Genomic DNA, 16,942 nt, shown 5'->3' on the forward strand with positions numbered 1-16,942 from the left:
AATCGCCGACGAGGGGCAACGCCGGCAATGCAATAAGGCAAGTGCAACGGCAACGCACGGCTGGGGCTTCAGCCAACGCTGCAACTTTAACCGAAGTCAGGTGACGGATTGAAATCCGTAACGATCCCGGCCTTCAGGAACACGATCCTTCGTGCTTTTTTTACCGGCATGTGCTAGGCGCGCGGCGCACCATCCTTCGCGCGCACCGGCAAGCCCGGCCCATAAACGGTAAAATGCCGTCCCATGAAACCGGAAACCTGGGCCCCGCATGTGACGGTGGCGGCTGTCGTCGAATGCGACGGGCGCTTTCTGCTGGTCGAAGAGCACACGCCCGCCGGGCTGCGCCTCAACCAGCCAGCCGGGCATCTGGAAGCAGGCGAGACGCTGACGCAAGCCGTCATCCGCGAAACGCTCGAAGAAACGGCGCATGGGTTCGCGCCCGAAGCGCTCGTCGGCGTGTACATGACGCACTTCAGCCGGCCAGACACCGTCGACGGCCCCATCGATGGCGTCACGTATCTGCGCTTCACGTATTGCGGCTCGACGGAAGGCTCGCCCGCCGAGAGCCGCGCGCTCGATCCCGACATCGTCCGCACGGTGTGGATGAGCGCCGACGAGCTGCGCGCGTGCCCCGAGCGGCATCGCACGCCGCTCGTGATGCAATGTGTCGACGACTACCTCGCAGGCCGGCGTTTCCCGCTCGACTTCGTGCAAACGCATTCAGTCGGGCCCTCCCGATAGAACGCGTGCTTCGGCACGGAGAAAGCAGTCAGGCAGAACCAGATGAGCAAACAGAAAGTGGTGGTAGGCATGTCGGGCGGCGTCGATTCGTCGGTGACGGCATGGCTGCTGAAGGAACAGGGTTACGACGTCGTCGGCCTGTTCATGAAGAACTGGGAAGACGATGACGACAGCGAATACTGTTCGACGCGTCAGGACTGGATCGATGTTGTATCGGTCGCGGACCTGATCGGCATCGACGTCGAGGCCGTCAATTTCGCGGCCGAATACAAGGACCGCGTGTTCGCCGAATTCCTGCGCGAATACTCGGCCGGCCGCACGCCGAACCCCGACGTGCTGTGCAACGCCGAAATCAAGTTCAAGGCGTTCCTCGATCACGCGATGTCGCTCGGCGCGGAAACCATTGCGACGGGCCACTACGCGCGCGTGCGTGAAGTCGACGGCCGTTTCGAGCTGCTGAAGGCAAAGGATCACACGAAGGACCAGTCGTACTTTCTGCATCGGCTCAACCAGGCGCAACTGTCGAAGACGCTGTTTCCGCTCGGCGAAATTCCGAAAACGAAGGTCCGCGAAATCGCCGAACAGATCGGTCTGCCGAACGCGAAGAAGAAGGACTCGACGGGCATCTGCTTCATCGGCGAGCGGCCGTTTCGCGACTTCCTGAACCGCTATCTGCCGACCAGGCCGGGCCCGATGAAAACCACCGAAGGCAAGACGGTCGGCGAGCACATCGGTCTCGCGTTCTATACGTTCGGGCAGCGCAAGGGCATTGGCCTCGGCGGCAGCAAGGACGGCAGCGGCGAGCCGTGGTTCGTCGCGAGCAAGGACATTCCGTCGAACACGCTGTACGTCGCGCAAGGCCACGACCATCCGTGGCTGCTGAGCCATACGCTGACGGCGGGCAACACCAGTTGGGTCGCGGGCCACGCGCCCGAGGAAGGCCACGCGTGCGCGGCGAAGACGCGCTATCGCCAGGCCGATGCGGCGTGCACGTTCGGCGCCGCCGAAGGCGGCAACAGCAAAGACGCTTTGTTCTCCCTCCATTTCGCCGACGCGCAATGGGCTGTCACGCCGGGGCAATCGGCCGTGCTCTACGATGGCGACGTCTGCCTGGGCGGCGGGATCATCGAGCACGCGGCGACCGCGCAGCCGGCCGCCCGCCAGCCGCAGAAAGCAGCGCTGCTGACGGCTCGCTGAGCGTTGCCGTGACCGGCCCGCGAGCGTGATCCGCAAGCCGGTCCGCACCGGCATCGCTGCATCAAGTTCCGCTTCGTTGTATCTTCCGGGCGACGGTTGTTCCGCCGCCGCCCTTGCCTGTCGCCCGCCCGCATTGCTCGCGTGATCGTCGGGCCCGGGCATATGCGGGCGCCTGGACAACCGAACCGCCATATCCGCCGTACCGATCCGCAACGCGATCCATCCGCACCAACGCCAGCCGCCTTCGCGCAAGGCCGATGCAACGGACGCCGAATGCGTCGGCGGCGGCGAAATCACTGCAATGGAGTTGTCATGTTCTCTCGACGTTATCTGGCGATGTGGGGCGCCCTTCTGCTGCTCGCGGCCTGCGCGGCGCTCGCAGCAACCGCTCACATCGCATGGCCGTGGATCATCGTGCCCGTGCTGCTCGTCGCGCTCGGCGTCTACGATCTGACGCAGGAGCGCCACGCGATCCTGCGCAACTATCCGCTGTGGGGGCATTTGCGCTTCCTGTTCGAATTCATCCGGCCGGAGATCCGCCAGTACTTCGTCGAAGACGACACGGAGGAACGGCCCTTCTCGCGTGCGCAGCGCAGCATCGTCTATCAGCGCGCGAAAAACGAAGTGGACAGCCGTCCGTACGGCACGGAAGTCGACGTGAAGGCGGCGGGCCACGAATGGATCAGCCATTCGCTCGTGCCAACGAAGCTCGACGGTCACGACTTTCGCATCGTGGTCGGCGCGGACCGCGCGCAGCCGTATTCGATGTCGATCTTCAACATCTCGGCGATGAGCTTCGGCTCGCTGTCGGCAAATGCGATCCGCGCGCTGAACCTCGGTGCGAAGAAAGGCAACTTCGCGCATGACACGGGCGAAGGCTCGATGTCGAAGTATCACCGCGAGCATGGCGGCGACATCATCTGGGAGATCGCGTCGGGCTACTTCGGCTGCCGCAACGACGACGGCACGTTCAACGCCGACAGGTTCGCGAAGCAGGCGCGCGAGCCGCAAGTGAAGATGATCGAGGTGAAGCTGTCGCAGGGCGCGAAGCCCGGACACGGCGGCGTGCTGCCCGCCGCGAAGATCACGCCTGAAATCGCCGAAACGCGCGGCGTGCCGATGGGCCGCGACTGCATCTCGCCCGCGACGCACTCGGAGTTTTCGACGCCGCGCGGACTGCTCGAATTCGTCGGGCGTCTGCACGATCTGTCGGGCGGCAAGCCGACGGGCTTCAAGTTGTGCATCGGCCATCCGTGGGAATTCTTCGGTATCGCGAAGGCGATGCTGGAAACGGGCATCCTGCCGGACTTCATCGTCGTCGACGGCGCGGAAGGCGGCACGGGCGCGGCGCCGCTCGAATTCACCGATCACATCGGCGTGCCGCTGCAGGAAGGGTTGCTGCTCGTGCACAACACGCTGGTCGGCATCGGGCTGCGCGACAGGATTCGCATCGGCGCAAGCGGCAAGATGATCACGGCTTTCGATATCGCGAAGACGCTCGCGATCGGCGCCGACTGGGTGAACGCCGCGCGCGGCTTCATGTTCGCGGTCGGCTGCATCCAGGCGCAGACCTGCCACACGGGCCGCTGCCCGACGGGTGTCGCGACGCAGGACCCCGTGCGCCAGCGCGCGCTGATCGTCGCCGACAAGTCGGACCGCGTGTTCAACTTCCATCACAATACGCTGCACGCGTTGCAGGAGATCGTGCAGGCGGCCGGTCTGCGTCATCCGTCCGATCTGCGCGCGCATCACATCGTGCGACGCGTGTCGTCCTATGAAGTGCGGCTGATGTCGGACCTGCTGAAGTATCTCGAGCCGAACGATCTGATCGACGGCAGCTATCGCTATACGCTGTATGAGAAGTGGTGGCCCATCGCGCGCAGCGATTCGTTTTCGCCGGATCTCGTGCCGGCCTTGGTGTAAGCGTTGGTGTCTTTGAAGCGTCAATGAAAAACGCGCGCTGGATGCGAATCCAGCGCGCGTTTTCTATTCGGAAATCGCCGGCTTACTTGTTCGACGCGATCCGCTGCTGGATATGCTCTGCGCGCGCCGCCGACGCCGGATGCGAACTGAGCATGCTCGACTTGCCGCCATCGAGCTTCGCGAGCTTGTTGAACGACGTGACGAGGCCGGAAGGATCGAGGCCTTTCTTCTTCTGGATATCGAACGAATAGTCGTCGGCTGCCGATTCCTGCGATTGCGAGAACTGCGCGTTGATCAGCTTCTCGGAGAAATCGCCGAGCTGCGACGCGGAGATCGCGCCCGTGATGCCGCCCGCCGATGTCGCCACCGACCGCAGCGCCGACGTCGCATACGCGACCTGCATCGCCTTCTTCGTGTGGCCGAGCGCGACGTGCCCCATCTCGTGACCGACGACGCCGCGCACTTCGTCGTCCGTCATCATGTCCATCAGGCCGCTATAGACACGCACGCAGCCGTTCGCCATCGCCCACGCGTTGACGTCCTTCGTGATGTAGACCTTGTAGTTGACGGGCACGCCGTTGATGTTATCGCCGAGCTGCGCCGCGATCTTGTTCAGGCGCTTCGTGTACGGGCTGCCGGCACCCGCGATCTTGTTTTCCGAATCGAGCTGCGCGCACGACTTGTCGGACAGCGTGCGCACGTCGCCATCGGAGAGCGACGCGGCCTGAAACGCCTGCGAGCCGGATTGAACGAGAGAATTGGGATCGAGGCTCATCCCCGAACAGGCGGCGAGCACGCCGCACGCGGCGGCAGCGAGAGCTACGCGGATCGTTTTCATGTCGAAGGTCTCTTGACGGTTGTTATCGATGGTCATGCGCCATCGACAGGCGCCCAAAAGCAAAAACGCCTGACGGGCAGGCGTTTTTAACATGTTGAAAGGCGCCTTCGTCGAAAACGAAAGATTCCTTAACATTCCATCGGTGCGGCTCGACAACGGCGCGCGGCATTGACGTCTGCCGGGTCGCCGAGGATCGCCGTGTGTGGCTCAGGTCAGTGCCGTATCGATGAACGACTGACGCTGCGACAGCTTCTGATAGTGCTTGTCGAGATTCGGATGCTGCGCGCGCCAGTCGAGTTGCGGCATGCGGAAGTCCAGATAGCTCAGCGCGCAGCCCACGGCGACGTCGGCAAGCGTGTAGTGATTGCCCGCGCACCACGTCTTCGAGCCGAGCCCTCGCGCCATCGCCTTCAGGCCGTCATCGATCTTGTGACGCTGGCGTGCGACCCACGCTTCGCTGCGATGCGCTTCGTCGCGCAGCACGCCTTCGAGACGGATCAGCACGGCGGCATCCATCATGCCGTCGGCGAGCGCTTCCCAGCAGCGCACCTCGACGCGCTCGCGGCCCGACTGCGGCACAAGCTTGCACACGGGCGACAGCGTATCGACGTAGTCGCAGATCACGCGCGAATCGAACACGGCCGCGCCGTCCTCCATCACGAGACACGGCACCTTGCCGAGCGGGTTGTAGTCGTGGATGGCCGTTTCCGCGGCCCAGACGTTTTCGAGTTCGAGCTTGTAGTCGATTTTCTTTTCGGCGAGCACGATCCGCGCCTTGCGGACGAATGGGCTCGACAGCGAACCGATGAGTTTCATCACATCCTGCCTCGTTTGAAATTGGCCGAAAGTATACGTGCGTTGACGGGCGTTGGCAGATTTTCAATGCAGCGCGCGTGGCCCGGCGCGTTGCCGGCTTCAAGGCTGTCGACAGATTGCAACAATGCCGGCTGGGCGCGCGCCCGTCTACCTGGCCTGACGGCCAGGCGTTCGCGCATCGATGCCGGGTGGCCGTCGCCGTGGATGGCTGAGGCGTGGTCGCCGTTTCGAGCCATGAGGGGCGCGCGCGTGGGCCCGACCCGCGATCGTCGAGTCGATGGCTGCTCCCGAGGATACGCGCCACCCGCGCGTGGGCCCGACGGAAGCGATTCCAGTTGGGCGATACAATCGCAGCATTGCATTGCGGCGTCGAGCGATTGCCTCGCACGCCGCCGTCCAACCCGCACGATGAACCCGCCGACCGAACTCATGACCGATCTGACTCCGGCTCTCGATATCTACCGTCAGCGCCGCGCGCGCGTGCTCGATGCGCTGCGCGCGACGGGCGGCGGCGTCGCGATCGTTCCGACCGCGCCCGAAGTCCTGCGCAACCGCGACGCCGACTACCCGTACCGGCACGACAGCTACTTCTATTACCTCACCGGCTTCACCGAGCCCGAAGCGATGCTCGTGCTCGACGCGAGCGCGAAGCAGAGCGAACCCACGGCGATCCTTTTTTGCCGAGCGAAGAACGCCGAGCGCGAGACATGGGAAGGATTTCGCTTCGGCCCCGATGCCGCGCGCGAAGCATTCGGCGTCGACGCCGCGTTCGCCTTCGACGGGATCGACGCGCAGTTGCCGCGCATCATCGCGGACAAGCCGGCGCTGCACTATGCGCTGGGCACGTCGGAAGCATTCGACGGCAAGGTGCGCCACTGGCTCGACGCCGTGCGCGCGCAGGGCAGAACCGGGGTCGTCGCGCCGTCGGCCGTACACGACCTGATGCCGCTGCTCGACGACATGCGCCTCGTCAAGGACGAACATGAACTGTCGATCATGCGCCGCGCCGCCGCGATCTCCGCGCAGGCGCACCGGCGCGCGATGGCCGCGTGCCGCCCCGGGGTGCGCGAATACGAACTCGAAGCCGAACTGCTGTACACGTTCCGCAAGCACGGCGCGCAGGCGCCCGCGTATGGCTCGATCGTCGCGGCGGGCGCGAACGCGTGCGTGCTGCACTACCCCGCCGGCAATGCCGTCGCGCAGGACGGCGATCTGATCCTGATCGACGCGGCGTGCGAGCTCGACGGCTACGCCTCGGACATCACGCGCACGTTTCCCGCGAACGGCCGCTTCACGCCTGCGCAGCGCGAGATCTACGACATCGTGCTGGCCGCGCAACAGGCCGCCATCGACGCGACGCGCGCAGGCGCGAGCTTCGACGCGCCGCATCAGGCCGCCGTGCGCGTGCTCGCGCAGGGGCTGCTCGATACGGGCATTCTCAGGCGCGACCTGTTCGCGGGCGTCGACGACGTCATCGCGGAGCGCGCGTACGCGCGTTTTTACATGCACCGCACGGGCCACTGGCTCGGCATGGATGTGCACGACGCCGGCGACTATCGCGAGCGCGGCGTGAGCGCCGACGAAAGCGGCGCGCTGCCGTGGCGAACGCTGAAGCCGGGCATGACGCTGACGGTCGAGCCGGGCCTCTACATCCGCGCCGCCGACGATGTGCCCGAAAAGTACTGGAACATCGGCATCCGTATCGAAGACGACGCGATTGTCACGACGACGGGCTGCGAGCTGATCACGCGCGATGTGCCCGTCGACGCGGACCAGATCGAGGCGCTGATGCAACAGGCGCAACCGGGGCAACAGGCGCAGCCGGCACACGAGGCGGGCGCCGCCTGAGCGCAAGGAACAGACAAGAAGATGAACGATGTCCATCAGGCGGCCGCGAACGCGCCGCTCGTCCCCTCGAACACGCAGCCATTCGACTACGACGTGACGATCGTCGGCGCGGGGCCTGTCGGGCTCGCGCTCGCGGGCTGGCTGGCGCGGCGCAGTGCGACGCAGCAACTGTCGGTCGCGCTGATCGACGCGCGCGAGCCGGAAGACTCGATCGCCGATCCGCGCGCGATTGCCGTGTCGCACGGCAGCCGGATGATTCTCGAACCGCTGCGCTGGCCCTCCGACGCGACCGCGATCCAGCGCATCCACGTATCGCAGCGCGGCCACTTCGGGCGCACGCTGATCGATCACGCGGAACACGGTCTGCCCGCGCTCGGCTACGTGCTGCGCTACGGATCGATCGTGCACGCGCTCGCCGACGCCGTGCGTACGACGCATGTGCACTGGTTCAAGTCAACGAAGGCCCAGCCGCCGCAGCAACTCGAAGACGACGGCGTGCTGCTGCCGATCGAAAGCGCGCATGTGACGCGCACGCTGCGCACGCGCATTCTCGTGAATGCCGAAGGCGGTCTCTTCGGCGAGCAGCAGGCCGGGGCCGGAGCAACACGCGATTACGGACAGACAGCGCTGGTCGGCACCGTGACGCTGTCGGCACCGCAGCCGCATGTCGCATGGGAGCGCTTCACGCCGCGAGGCCCGATTGCGCTTTTGCCGATGGGCGGCGTGCGCGGCGCGGACTACGCGCTCGTCTGGTGCTGCGCGCCGGAACAGGCGGCGCGCCGCGCGCAATTGTCCGACGAAGATTTCCTGCGCGAACTCGGCGCCGAGTTCGGCGACCGGATGGGCCGCTTCATCCAGATCAAAGGTCGCGCCGCGTTCCCGCTCGGTCTCAATACCGTCGATACGCTCGTCAAGGGCAATGTCGCCGCGATCGGCAATGCGGCACAGACGCTGCATCCCGTCGCCGGACAGGGGTTGAATCTCGGACTGCGCGACGCCCACGCGCTCGCCGACGCGCTGTCGCATCACGGCGCGACGCGCAGCGCGCTCGCGGCCTTCGCGCGCCGCCGCGCGCTCGACCGGCGCATGACGATCGGCGCCACCGACACGCTCGCCCGTCTCTTCACGATCGACTTTCCGCCGCTCGCGACGCTGCGCGGACTCGCACTCACCGCGCTGGAATTCGTGCCGCCCGTGAAGACGGCCCTCGCCCGTCAGATGATGTTCGGACAGCGCCGCTAGGCGTCGCGAAAAACGCGTGACAGTGGCCGCCGTTCTATGACCGCGACCACTTTCATAGAAGATTTAATGAGTTGCCTCACGGGCCGTTGCGTCTGGCTCTAGCGCGTTAACGCTAAAATAACAGTTTTCCCTCGTATTTTGCGGTACGCAAGGTGCGCTATTTTGAGCGCATTGGATGCTCGCCGCCGATGTCCGCCATGCCCACTCTCGGCTCCCACACACTGCGCAACAACCTGTTCGTCGCCCCGATGGCGGGCGTGACGGACCGGCCGTTCCGCCAGCTCTGCAAGCGCATGGGCGCGGGCTATGCAGTGTCGGAGATGGTGGCGTCGAACGCGCAGTTGTGGAAGAGCGAAAAGACGATGCGCCGCGCGAATCACGCAGGCGAAGTCGAGCCGATCGCGGTGCAGATCGCTGGCGCGGACCCGCAGATGATGGCCGAGGCCGCGCGCTACAACGTCGCGAACGGCGCGCAGATCATCGATATCAACATGGGCTGCCCGGCCAAGAAGGTCTGCAATGTCGCGGCCGGGTCAGCGTTGCTGCAGAACGAGCCGCTCGTGCAGCAGATCGTCGAGGCAGTGGTGGGCGCCGTCGGTGTCGGCCCGCACGCCGTGCCCGTCACGCTGAAAATCCGCACTGGCTGGAACCGCGAAAACAGGAACGCGCTGAACGTCGCGCGGCTCGCCGAGAACTCGGGCGTTTCGATGCTGACGGTCCACGGCCGCACGCGCGCCGATCTGTACCACGGCGAAGCTGAGTACGCAACGATTGCCGCCGTGAAGGCCGCGGTGAAGATTCCAGTGGTGGCGAACGGCGACATCACATCGCCGCAGAAGGCGCGCGACGTGCTGGCCGCGACGGGCGCCGACGCGATCATGATCGGCCGCGCGGCACAGGGGCGCCCGTGGCTCTTCCGCGAGATCGAGCACTTCCTGCGCACGGGCGAGCTGATGGAAGCGCCGCGCATCGACGAAATCCAGCAGGTGATGAACGAGCACCTGGAAGATCATTACGCGTTCTATGGCGAATTTACGGGCGTTCGGACTGCGCGCAAGCACATCGGCTGGTACACTCGCGGCCTTTCCGGCGCCAATGTGTTCCGCCATCGCATGAATACGCTGGACACAACGCGCGAACAACTACTCGCCGTCAACGAATTCTTCGACGCGCAAAAGGCGATTTCGGACCGCCTCGTGTACGTCGGCGACGAAGTCAACAACAACGGCGAGCAGGACCAAACCGACCGACTAGCAGCATGAGCAAGCACAATATCGAACAATGTGTCCGCGACAGCCTGGGTATGTACTTCCAGGATCTCGACGGCTCCAATCCGCACGATGTCTATGACATGGTGATTTCGTGTGTCGAAAAACCGATGCTCGAGGTGGTGCTCGAGCAGGCCGGCGGCAATCAGTCGCTGGCAGCCGAGTATCTCGGCATCAACCGCAATACGCTGCGCAAGAAACTGCAACAGCACGGCCTGCTGTAGTTTTAGCGCCCTGCCACGCCTTTCATCGGCTTTTGTTCCCATCATGATCAAGCAAGCGCTCATCTCCGTTTCCGACAAGTCCGGCATCGTCGATTTCGCGAAATCGCTATCGGACCTCGGCGTCAAGATCCTGTCGACGGGCGGCACCGCGAAACTGCTCGCGGATGCCGGCCTTTCCGTTACCGAAGTGGCCGATTACACGGGCTTTCCGGAAATGCTGGATGGGCGCGTGAAGACGCTGCACCCGAAAGTGCACGGCGGCATCCTCGCCCGCCGCGATTTGCCGGAGCACATGGCCGCGCTCGAAAAGCACAGCATTCCGACCATCGACCTGCTCGTCGTGAACCTGTATCCGTTCGTGCAGACCGTGTCGAAGGAAGAATGCACGCTGGAAGACGCGATCGAGAACATCGACATCGGCGGCCCGACGATGCTGCGCTCGGCCGCGAAGAACCATCGCGACGTGACGGTCGTCGTCGACCCTGCCGACTACGCGAGCGTGCTCGAAGAAATGCGCGCGAACGGCAACAAGGTCGGCTACAAGACCAACTTCCGTCTCGCGACCAAGGTGTTCGCGCACACCGCGCAGTACGACGGCGCGATCACGAACTATCTGACGAGCCTCACGGAAGAACTGCAGCACCGCGACCGCAACACGTACCCGGCCACGCTCAACATGGCGTTCGAGAAGGTTCAGGACCTGCGCTATGGCGAGAACCCGCATCAGAGCGCCGCGTTCTACCGCGACATCGCGGTACCCGCCGGCGCGCTCGCGAACTATCGCCAGTTGCAGGGCAAGGAGCTGTCGTACAACAACATCGCCGACTCGGATGCCGCGTGGGAATGCGTGAAAACATTCGACGCGCCCGCCTGCGTGATCATCAAGCACGCGAATCCATGCGGCGTGGCCATCGGCGCGAACGCGCACGAAGCGTATTCAAAGGCGTTCCAGACCGATCCGACCTCGGCGTTCGGCGGCATCATCGCATTCAATCGCGAAGTGGATGAAACGGCCGCTCAGGCGGTCGTGAAGCAGTTCGTCGAAGTGCTGATCGCGCCGTCGTTCAGCGAAGCGGCCAAGCAGGTGTTCGCGGCCAAGCAGAACGTGCGCCTGCTCGAAATCGCATTGGGCGAAGGCCACAACGCGTTCGATCTGAAGCGCGTGGGCGGCGGCCTGCTGGTGCAGTCGCTCGATGCGAAGAACGTGCAGCCGCACGAACTGCGCGTCGTCACAAAACGTCACCCGACGCCGAAGGAAATGGACGATCTGCTGTTCGCATGGCGCGTCGCGAAGTTCGTGAAGTCGAACGCCATCGTGTTCTGCGCGAACGGCATGACGATGGGTGTCGGCGCGGGGCAGATGAGCCGCGTGGATTCGGCGCGCATCGCGAGCATCAAGGCGCAGAACGCGGGCCTGACGCTGTCGGGTACGGCCGTGGCGTCGGATGCGTTCTTCCCGTTCCGCGACGGTCTCGACGTGGTCGTCGGGGCAGGCGCGACCTGCGTGATCCAGCCGGGCGGCTCGATGCGCGACGACGAAGTGATCGCCGCCGCCGATGAGCACAACATCGCGATGGTCGTGACGGGCGTTCGCCACTTCCGCCACTGATCGGCTGTCCGCTTCTTCTGAAACGGCCCGGCGGGTTGCAACTGCCGGGCCGTTTTGCATTTGATTCGTTGTAGTATCGCAGGCACCGAACACGCACGGCATCTATGAGAATTCTCGGCATCGACCCAGGCTTGCGCGTCACCGGCTTCGGCGTGATCGATCAGTCCGGCCACCAGCTCACCTATGTGACGAGCGGCGTCATCAAGACGGCCGATGCCGATCTGCCGACCCGGCTCGGCACCATCTTCGAAGGCATTTCGACGCTGATCCGCCAGCATGCGCCGGACCAGGCAGCGATCGAAAAGGTGTTCGTGAACGTCAATCCGCAATCGACGCTGTTGCTCGGCCAGGCGCGTGGCGCGGCGATTTGCGGGCTGGTCTCGGGCGGCGTGCCCGTCGCCGAGTACACGGCGTTGCAGTTGAAGCAGGCCGTAGTCGGCTACGGACGCGCGACCAAGGAGCAAATGCAGCAGATGGTCGTGCGGCTGCTGAGCCTCTCGGGCATCCCATCCACCGATGCCGCCGATGCCCTCGGCATGGCGATCTGCCATGCACACGGCGGCGGCACGCTCAGCACGCTGGGCGGCATCGCGCCCGCGCTTGCGAAGAAGGGATTGCGGGTGCGGCGCGGGCGGCTGGTGGGGTGATCTTTTGACCTTCTCGACACGCGATTTGCGGTCATACGGTCAACGCCGCACCTGACGGCCCGCGGGTGCCAGCCCGGCTCGCGAAAGCGGTTCCCCCTGCGCTACACTCGCGCTTTCCCTCACGATAGAACCCGCCATGATCGGTCGCATCGCCGGCGTCCTGCTGGAAAAGAATCCGCCTCATCTTCTGATCGACTGCAACGGTGTCGGCTACGAAGTCGATGTACCGATGAGCACGTTCTACAACCTGCCCTCGACAGGCGAAAAGGTCGTGCTGCTCACACAGATGATCGTACGCGAGGACGCGCATCTGCTGTATGGCTTCCTCACACCGCAAGAGCGTTCGACGTTTCGCGAGTTGTTAAAGATCACGGGCATCGGCGCGCGCATGGCGCTCGCCGTGCTGTCCGGCATGAGCGTGCAGGAACTGTCGCAGACGGTGACGATGCAGGATGCCGCGCGCCTCACGCGCGTGCCCGGCATCGGCAAGAAGACGGCGGAGCGGCTCCTGCTCGAACTGAAGGGCAAGCTCGGCGCCGACCTTGGCGCAGTGGCGGGTGCGGCGTCGCCGTCCGGTCACGCGTCCGACATCCTGAATGCATTGCTGGCATTGGGCTACTCCGAAAAAGAAGCGTTGGCTGCCATCAAGAATGTGCCGGCCGGCACCGGCGTTTCCGAAGGCATCAAGCTTGCGTTGAAGGCGCTGTCGAAGGGCTGAGCGGGCCTCCACAGCGGCGATGCGTGAAGCTTCGCACGCCGCTTGTATGTGCGCACCCTGGCCGTTCGGCCAGGTCGTCGAACGGGCCGCGCGCGGTACAATGCCTTCATGATCGAACACGACAAACTCGCCGCCGAACGCATCATCGCCGCCACGCCCGTGTCGCCGAATGAAGAAGCATTCGAGCGCGCGTTGCGTCCGCGCCAGCTCGACGAATATGTCGGCCAGGAAAAGGTGCGCGGCCAGCTGGAAATCTTCATCGAGGCGGCGAGGCGCCGGTCGGAATCGCTGGATCACGTGCTGCTGTTCGGACCGCCGGGTCTCGGCAAAACCACGCTTGCGCACATCATCGCGCGCGAGATGGGCGTCAATCTGCGGCAGACGTCGGGGCCCGTGCTCGAACGCGCGGGCGACCTCGCCGCGCTGCTGACCAATCTCGAAGCCAACGACGTTCTATTTATCGACGAGATTCACCGGCTGTCGCCCGTCGTCGAAGAGATCCTGTACCCGGCGCTCGAGGATTATCAGATCGACATCATGATCGGCGAGGGCCCGGCCGCGCGCAGTGTGAAGCTCGATCTGCAGCCGTTCACACTGGTCGGCGCGACGACGCGCGCGGGCATGCTGACCAACCCGTTGCGCGACCGCTTCGGCATCGTCGCGCGGCTGGAGTTCTATAACGCAGAGGAACTGGCACGCATCGTCAGTCGCTCGGCATCGTTGCTGGGCGCGCAGATTCATCCCGGTGGCGCGCTGGAAATCGCAAAGCGCTCTCGCGGCACCCCGCGTATCGCCAACCGGCTGCTGCGCCGCGTGCGCGACTTTGCTGAGGTGAAGGCGGACGGCAAGATCACCGCCGAGGTCGCGGATGCGGCGCTGAAGATGCTCGATGTCGACCCGGTCGGCTTCGATCTGATGGACCGCAAGCTGCTCGAAGCGATCCTGCACAAGTTCGACGGCGGGCCCGTCGGCGTCGACAATCTGGCGGCCGCGATCGGAGAAGAGCGCGATACGATCGAAGACGTGCTCGAACCGTATCTGATCCAGCAAGGCTTCCTGCAGCGCACGCCGCGCGGACGCGTGGCGACGCTGCTCACCTATCGGCACTTCGGCCTCGCTGCGCCAGATTCGGCGAGCCCGGTGGGCGGTCTCTGGGATTCGGAGCCGAGCTAAGCGGCTCCTCGATGAAAAGCACGGCGCGCGATGTTCTGCATGTTTCTTGTCTTCGCCGCCGCGTCGATCGGATTCAGCGCGCCGTTTCAGGCGCCTTCTTGAAGCTGTCGTCTTCGCTGTGCCCGTCGAGATGCGTGACGTCGGCCCATGTCGCAACCGTCGCGCGCCCATCTGCGTAATCGACCACGTTCACGCTCGTGTTCAGCAGCGCGTAGTTGCGCGGCGCATCCAGCGGCAGGCCGTTCGCGAAGCGATACACGCAGTCCAGCACGCCACCATGCGCAACACACGCGATCCGCCCGTTCGGATGCGCGGCGACGATCGGTTCGATTGCGTGCAATACACGGTGATAGAACACGCGCTGCGATTCGCCCTCGGGAGGCGAGAAGCCCGGATCGCGCGTCTGCCATTGCGCGTACTCATCGGGAAAGCGTCGCGCGATCTCTTCGCTGTCGTGCCCCTGGAACGCGCCGTAGTTGCGCTCGCGCAGCCCTTCGCTCAGTTGCAACGACAGCCCGAGCAGATCGGCAAAAGGCCGCGCCGTTTGCTGCGCGCGCAACAGATCGCTCGAATAGACGGCATCGAGCCGCGCGCCGCCTTCCGCCTCACGTGCGAAACGTTCGGCGAGACGCTGCGCCTGTTCAAAGCCGCTCGTCGCGAGCGGAATATCGATGTGCCCTTGAATCCGCTTGATGCGGTTCCAGTCGGTTTCGCCGTGTCGGATGAAGAGGATTTGTGTGCCCATGGAATCGGCGTCGTTGAACGATGTGAGGCTGGGCGAAAAAGAGCGCGCGCTCAGGCGCGCGTCTGCAGCCAGAACGTGACGGGGCCGTCGTTGACGAGCGACACCTGCATGTCCGCGCCGAATTCGCCCGTTTCGACGACGGGATGCTTCGCGCGCGCCGCCGCGACGAAGTAATCGAACAGGCGCTTGCCCTCGTCGGGCGGTGCGGCGGGCGTGAAACTGGGACGCAGGCCGCTGTTCGTGTCGGCCGCGAGCGTGAACTGCGAAACAAGCAGCAGGCCGCCCGCGCGGCCCGCGCCGTCGACGTTCTGCACCGACAGATTCATCTTGCCCGCGGCGTCGCTGAACACGCGGTAGCCGAGCACTTTCGTCAGCAGCTTGTCGGCGATGGCGTCGGTGTCGCCGCGTTCGGCGCATACCAGCGCGAGCAGGCCCGCGTCGATCGCGCCCGTCACGCGGTCGCCGACGCGCACTTCCGCGCGCCGCACGCGTTGAATCAGTGCGATCATGCGGCGGGCGTCCGTTGCGAAAGGCCGGGAGTGGCGCTGATCATCACGCCGACAGCGTCACGCGTGCAAAGCGGCGCTTGCCGACCTGCACGACGAATTCACCCGCTTCGACCTTCAGCGCCTTGTCGGACACGGTCGCGCCGTCGATCTTCACGCCGCCCTGCTCGATGTTGCGCAGCGCTTCGCTCGTCGACGGCACGAGGCCCGCCTGCTTCAGCAGTTGCCCGATCGCGAGCGGCGCGCCGGCGAGCGACACGGACGGAATGTCATCCGGCACGCCGCCCTTCGCGCGGTGGTTGAAGTCTTCCAGCGCGCGCTCGGCGTCGGCCTGCGAGTGAAAGCGCGCAACGATTTCCTGCGCGAGCATCACCTTGAAGTCACGCGGATTGCGCCCGCCTTCCGCTTCGCGCCTGAACCCTTCGATTTCCGTCATTGGACGGAACGACAGCAGTTCGAAATAGCGCCACATCAGCACGTCGGAGATGCTCATCAGCTTGCCGAACATCTCATTTGGCTTCTCGCTGATGCCGACGTAGTTGCCCTTCGACTTCGACATCTTCTCGACGCCATCCAGCCCTTCGAGTAGCGGCATCGTCAGAATGCACTGCTGTTCCTGGCCGTACTGTTTCTGCAGTTCGCGGCCGACGAGCAGATTGAACTTCTGGTCCGTGCCACCGAGTTCGAGGTCCGCATTCAGCGCGACGGAGTCGTACCCCTGCATCAGCGGATACAGGAATTCGTGGATCGAAATGGGAACGCCGCTCTGGAACCGCTTCGTGAAGTCTTCGCGCTCCAGAATGCGCGCGACCGTGTAGCGCGACGCGAGCTTGATCATGCCGTCGGCGCCGAGCGGCATCGACCATTCGCTGTTGTAGCGGATTTCCGTCTTTGCTCGGTCGAGCACGAGCGCGGCCTGCTCGAAGTACGTCTTCGCATTCGATTCGATCTGCTCGCGCGTGAGCGGCGGACGCGTCGCGTTGCGGCCAGACGGATCGCCGATCAGCGACGTGAAATCGCCGATCAGGAAAATCACCGTGTGGCCAAGGTCCTGCAGCTGGCGCATCTTGTTCAGCACGACGGTGTGGCCGATGTGAATGTCGGGCGCCGTCGGATCGAGACCTAGCTTGATGCGCAGCGGCGTGCCCGTGGCCGCGCTCTTCGCGAGCTTTTGCGCGAACTCCTCTTCGATCAGCAGTTCGTCGACGCCGCGCTTCGTGACTTCGAGCGCGTGGCGGACTTCGTCGGTGATCGGGTAGGCGGAATTGGGCTTGTCGGTGGACTCGGTGCTCATGCTGGAACGGGAGATCGCAAAAAGGGAGATTGTCCCATAGTTGCGGGACAATGCGCCCCCATCTCACGCGAAACGCGCCCAATTCACGTCGCAATACGGCGCGAGCGGAGACGTCACGCGCTCGCGCGCAGCCCGGCCCGGTTGTTTCGCGGC

General features: G+C 64.7%; 16 protein-coding genes. 11 read left to right on the plus strand and 5 right to left on the minus strand.

Annotated elements, in window-relative coordinates:
- The first annotated feature begins 243 nt into the window (after nucleotides 1-243).
- From GCT13_RS02705 to GCT13_RS02715, 3 genes are all read left to right on the plus strand, one after another.
- A complete protein-coding gene (locus tag GCT13_RS02705; RefSeq protein ID WP_152755235.1) occupies nucleotides 244-741 on the plus strand; it encodes an NUDIX hydrolase in 498 nt (165 codons plus the stop codon).
- A 42-nt stretch (nucleotides 742-783) separates the two neighbouring features.
- Nucleotides 784-1,938, plus strand: coding sequence for a tRNA 2-thiouridine(34) synthase MnmA (gene mnmA, locus GCT13_RS02710; protein WP_152755236.1), 1,155 nt, complete (start codon nucleotides 784-786; stop codon nucleotides 1,936-1,938).
- A gap of 312 nt (nucleotides 1,939-2,250) precedes the next feature.
- Nucleotides 2,251-3,861, plus strand: coding sequence for an FMN-binding glutamate synthase family protein (locus tag GCT13_RS02715; protein ID WP_152755237.1), 1,611 nt, complete (start codon nucleotides 2,251-2,253; stop codon nucleotides 3,859-3,861).
- Nucleotides 3,862-3,943: 82 nt separating this feature from the next.
- Here GCT13_RS02715 and loiP read toward each other — a convergent pair whose 3' ends face one another.
- Together loiP and GCT13_RS02725 are read right to left on the minus strand one after the other, a co-directional pair.
- Complete coding sequence (gene loiP / locus GCT13_RS02720) at nucleotides 3,944-4,699, minus strand: metalloprotease LoiP (protein WP_152755238.1); 756 nt, start codon at nucleotides 4,697-4,699, stop codon at nucleotides 3,944-3,946.
- Nucleotides 4,700-4,906: 207 nt separating this feature from the next.
- Entirely contained in the window at nucleotides 4,907-5,515 is a 609-nt protein-coding gene (locus GCT13_RS02725) for a glutathione S-transferase C-terminal domain-containing protein (RefSeq protein WP_152755239.1), read from the minus strand.
- Between the two features lie 408 nt (nucleotides 5,516-5,923).
- Here GCT13_RS02725 and GCT13_RS02730 point away from each other — a divergent pair, with 408 nt between their 5' ends.
- The 8 genes from GCT13_RS02730 (at nucleotide 5,924) to ruvB (ending at nucleotide 14,244) form a co-directional block, all read left to right on the plus strand.
- Nucleotides 5,924-7,363, plus strand: a complete 1,440-nt coding sequence (locus GCT13_RS02730; protein ID WP_193727564.1) for an aminopeptidase P N-terminal domain-containing protein — start codon at nucleotides 5,924-5,926, stop codon at nucleotides 7,361-7,363.
- Between the two features lie 21 nt (nucleotides 7,364-7,384).
- A complete protein-coding gene (locus GCT13_RS02735; RefSeq protein ID WP_152755241.1) occupies nucleotides 7,385-8,605 on the plus strand; it encodes a UbiH/UbiF/VisC/COQ6 family ubiquinone biosynthesis hydroxylase in 1,221 nt (406 codons plus the stop codon).
- Between the two features lie 197 nt (nucleotides 8,606-8,802).
- Nucleotides 8,803-9,867 (plus strand): tRNA dihydrouridine synthase DusB, encoded by a 1,065-nt coding sequence (gene dusB / locus GCT13_RS02740; protein WP_152755242.1) that lies wholly within the window; start codon nucleotides 8,803-8,805, stop codon nucleotides 9,865-9,867.
- Nucleotides 9,864-10,097: a Fis family transcriptional regulator gene (locus GCT13_RS02745; protein ID WP_087739738.1), complete on the plus strand. Its 234-nt coding sequence runs from the start codon at nucleotides 9,864-9,866 to the stop codon at nucleotides 10,095-10,097. The genes dusB and GCT13_RS02745 overlap by 4 nt, the downstream gene beginning before the upstream one ends.
- A gap of 43 nt (nucleotides 10,098-10,140) precedes the next feature.
- Nucleotides 10,141-11,706 (plus strand): bifunctional phosphoribosylaminoimidazolecarboxamide formyltransferase/IMP cyclohydrolase, encoded by a 1,566-nt coding sequence (gene purH / locus GCT13_RS02750; protein WP_152755243.1) that lies wholly within the window; start codon nucleotides 10,141-10,143, stop codon nucleotides 11,704-11,706.
- Between the two features lie 104 nt (nucleotides 11,707-11,810).
- A complete protein-coding gene (gene ruvC / locus GCT13_RS02755) occupies nucleotides 11,811-12,353 on the plus strand; it encodes a crossover junction endodeoxyribonuclease RuvC (RefSeq protein ID WP_152755244.1) in 543 nt (180 codons plus the stop codon).
- Between the two features lie 136 nt (nucleotides 12,354-12,489).
- On the plus strand, nucleotides 12,490-13,071 hold the full coding sequence (ruvA, locus tag GCT13_RS02760; protein WP_152755245.1) for a Holliday junction branch migration protein RuvA: 582 nt from the start codon (nucleotides 12,490-12,492) through the stop codon (nucleotides 13,069-13,071).
- A 108-nt stretch (nucleotides 13,072-13,179) separates the two neighbouring features.
- Nucleotides 13,180-14,244, plus strand: a complete 1,065-nt coding sequence (gene ruvB, locus GCT13_RS02765) for a Holliday junction branch migration DNA helicase RuvB (protein ID WP_152755246.1) — start codon at nucleotides 13,180-13,182, stop codon at nucleotides 14,242-14,244.
- Nucleotides 14,245-14,317: 73 nt separating this feature from the next.
- On the opposite strand, the gene GCT13_RS02770 is transcribed toward ruvB, so the two are convergent.
- Genes GCT13_RS02770 through tyrS form a run of 3 tightly spaced genes read right to left on the minus strand, consistent with a single transcriptional unit; the run spans nucleotide 14,318 to nucleotide 16,789 of the window.
- Nucleotides 14,318-14,989, minus strand: a complete 672-nt coding sequence (locus GCT13_RS02770; RefSeq protein WP_152755247.1) for a histidine phosphatase family protein — start codon at nucleotides 14,987-14,989, stop codon at nucleotides 14,318-14,320.
- A 50-nt stretch (nucleotides 14,990-15,039) separates the two neighbouring features.
- Entirely contained in the window at nucleotides 15,040-15,498 is a 459-nt protein-coding gene (gene dtd / locus GCT13_RS02775) for a D-aminoacyl-tRNA deacylase (protein WP_152755248.1), read from the minus strand.
- Between the two features lie 43 nt (nucleotides 15,499-15,541).
- Nucleotides 15,542-16,789, minus strand: coding sequence for a tyrosine--tRNA ligase (gene tyrS, locus GCT13_RS02780; RefSeq protein WP_152755249.1), 1,248 nt, complete (start codon nucleotides 16,787-16,789; stop codon nucleotides 15,542-15,544).
- Between the last annotated feature and the right edge of the window lie 153 nt (nucleotides 16,790-16,942).

The sequence above is a fragment of the Paraburkholderia franconis genome (assembly GCF_009362735.1).
In the GTDB taxonomy this organism is placed as follows: Bacteria; Pseudomonadota; Gammaproteobacteria; order Burkholderiales; family Burkholderiaceae; genus Paraburkholderia; species Paraburkholderia franconis.

Excerpts from the sequence above, each read along its gene's own strand:
- GCT13_RS02705 (WP_152755235.1), top strand. The coding sequence starts at position 244 with ATGAAACCGGAAACCTGGGCCCCGCATGTGACGGTGGCGGCTGTCGTC.
- mnmA (WP_152755236.1), top strand. The coding sequence starts at position 784 with ATGAGCAAACAGAAAGTGGTGGTAGGCATGTCGGGCGGCGTCGATTCG.
- GCT13_RS02715 (WP_152755237.1), top strand. The coding sequence starts at position 2,251 with ATGTTCTCTCGACGTTATCTGGCGATGTGGGGCGCCCTTCTGCTGCTC.
- loiP (WP_152755238.1), bottom strand. The coding sequence starts at position 4,699 with ATGAAAACGATCCGCGTAGCTCTCGCTGCCGCCGCGTGCGGCGTGCTC.
- GCT13_RS02725 (WP_152755239.1), bottom strand. The coding sequence starts at position 5,515 with ATGAAACTCATCGGTTCGCTGTCGAGCCCATTCGTCCGCAAGGCGCGG.
- GCT13_RS02730 (WP_193727564.1), top strand. The coding sequence starts at position 5,924 with ATGAACCCGCCGACCGAACTCATGACCGATCTGACTCCGGCTCTCGAT.
- GCT13_RS02735 (WP_152755241.1), top strand. The coding sequence starts at position 7,385 with ATGAACGATGTCCATCAGGCGGCCGCGAACGCGCCGCTCGTCCCCTCG.
- dusB (WP_152755242.1), top strand. The coding sequence starts at position 8,803 with ATGCCCACTCTCGGCTCCCACACACTGCGCAACAACCTGTTCGTCGCC.
- GCT13_RS02745 (WP_087739738.1), top strand. The coding sequence starts at position 9,864 with ATGAGCAAGCACAATATCGAACAATGTGTCCGCGACAGCCTGGGTATG.
- purH (WP_152755243.1), top strand. The coding sequence starts at position 10,141 with ATGATCAAGCAAGCGCTCATCTCCGTTTCCGACAAGTCCGGCATCGTC.
- ruvC (WP_152755244.1), top strand. The coding sequence starts at position 11,811 with ATGAGAATTCTCGGCATCGACCCAGGCTTGCGCGTCACCGGCTTCGGC.
- ruvA (WP_152755245.1), top strand. The coding sequence starts at position 12,490 with ATGATCGGTCGCATCGCCGGCGTCCTGCTGGAAAAGAATCCGCCTCAT.
- ruvB (WP_152755246.1), top strand. The coding sequence starts at position 13,180 with ATGATCGAACACGACAAACTCGCCGCCGAACGCATCATCGCCGCCACG.
- GCT13_RS02770 (WP_152755247.1), bottom strand. The coding sequence starts at position 14,989 with ATGGGCACACAAATCCTCTTCATCCGACACGGCGAAACCGACTGGAAC.
- dtd (WP_152755248.1), bottom strand. The coding sequence starts at position 15,498 with ATGATCGCACTGATTCAACGCGTGCGGCGCGCGGAAGTGCGCGTCGGC.
- tyrS (WP_152755249.1), bottom strand. The coding sequence starts at position 16,789 with ATGAGCACCGAGTCCACCGACAAGCCCAATTCCGCCTACCCGATCACC.